Genomic DNA, 1,886 nt, shown 5'->3' with positions numbered 1-1,886 from the left:
AAAGGGGCTGTCCCAAAAGTCATAATTTTGACTTTTGAGGGCAGCCCCTTTCGTCATATCATTTACATACAAAAAAACCGTCTTTTCCTGTAAAATGAAAGTCACCACAACAACATTTACGAAAGGACGGTTTTTTATGTGCCATAATTATACCACTGAACAAACTTCACTTCCACTTTCTATTCAAGAGGAAACTTGCGTTTCGATAAAGCGTAACTATAAACCAACTTTTATTCCTTATAATAACCAACAATCTGTAGCTATTTTTGATATACAAGATTTGATTCCATCCGATCATGTGGTTCGGGTAATTGATCAAATGATTGAAAACGTTGAAGAAGAACTATTCTTCGTGCACTATCAAGGTGGAGGTCGGAGCTCCTTTCATCCTAAAATGATGACAAAGGTCATTCTATATGCATATACCCAAAAAGTGTATTCTTGTCGTGGAATTGCTAAACTCGTTGAAGAAAATATTCCAGCAATGTGGTTGGCGGCCTTACAAAAACCTGATTATCGTACAATCAATCGGTTCCGTACTGTTCAAATGGAGAAGCTCCTTCCGAAACTCTTCGAAGATATGATTCGTCAATTAATTGACCAAAAGCATATCACGATGGAAAACTATTTTCTTGATGGAACTAAAATAGAAGCTAATGCAAACAAGTATACATTTGTATGGAAGAAAGCAACGACCAAGTATGAGGAAAAACTTCGCGAGAAAATTGATGGAGTTTATCAAGAAATACAAGCCATTATAGACGAAGAAGGACAGGAATTATTATCGAACCAAGGAATAGTCGCAGAAGAACAACTAGTCTACCTTGAAGAAAGACTAGAAGAAAAGATTTCAAAAGAAACAGCTGTCATTCAAAAAGAAACGGACATCAATATTAGGAAAGAAAAGCGTCGAGCATTAAGCCCAATCAAAAAGTTATTAAAGGCGGTCAGAGAAGATTACTCTCCACGATTAATGAAATATAAAAAACAAAACGAATTATTTGGTGATCGAAATAGCTATTCAAAAACAGATACAGATGCCACATTTATGCGTATGAAAGAGGATCATATGCAAAACGGACAATTAAAGCCAGGCTACAACATTCAAATGGCAACAGAAAATCAATTCATTCTTTTTTATACGATCCATCAACGCCCGACTGATATTCGTTGTTTTAAGCCACATATGGAGGCATTGAAACAAACATCCTTACCGTTTCCAAAGAATGTAATAGCCGATGCAGGTTATGGAAGTGAGGATAACTATCTGTATTCAATTGATGAACATTTTGAAGCATTGATTCCTTATAATACGTTTTTAACTGAACAAAAAAGGAGTTATCAAAAAGATATTCGTCACGCAAGTAACTGGGATTATAACGAGCAGAATGATACATATAGATGTCCGAATAACCGAAAGATTGAATTCAAACGTTACTCTAGACGAACAGATAAATATGGCTTTACGAGGGACTTCAAAATTTATGAATGTGAAGATTGTTCAGATTGCCCACTAAAATCAAAATGTACGAAATCAAAAGGGAATCGACAAATTCACTATAACACCGTTTATGAAGAACTAAAAGCAAAAGCGAAAACGAGCCTTTGGTCTGAATCAAATGCACACATTTATGCTCGACGAAAAGTCGAGGTAGAAAGTGTTTTTGGTCATATCAAGGGCAATCGAGCGTTCCGCCGCTTTTCGCTTCGGGGCTTAACGAAAGTCCAAACGGAGTTTGGGATTGTGGCGATGGCACATAATCTACTGAAAATAGCTGGGATTCATCAGCTATTTTTAGGGAAAAATGAAAAGAATTTAAAAACAGGTGAAGAAAAACAATTTGTTTTTCTTCACCTGTTTTATTTTCGGGACTTATTAGACAGCC

At 36.1% G+C, this 1,886-nt stretch carries 1 protein-coding gene; it reads left to right on the top strand.

Features of this window, described 5'->3' with window-relative positions:
- Positions 1–136: 136 nt before the first annotated feature.
- Positions 137–1,886 (top strand): IS1182 family transposase (locus V7014_RS20035; protein WP_335509643.1); only part of this gene is annotated, 1,750 nt, incomplete at its 3' end.

Source organism: Bacillus sp. JJ722 (assembly GCF_036963345.1).
Lineage (GTDB): Bacteria > Bacillota > Bacilli > Bacillales > DSM-1321 > Bacillus_AD.
This window is presented reverse-complemented; position numbering and strand designations above follow the sequence as displayed.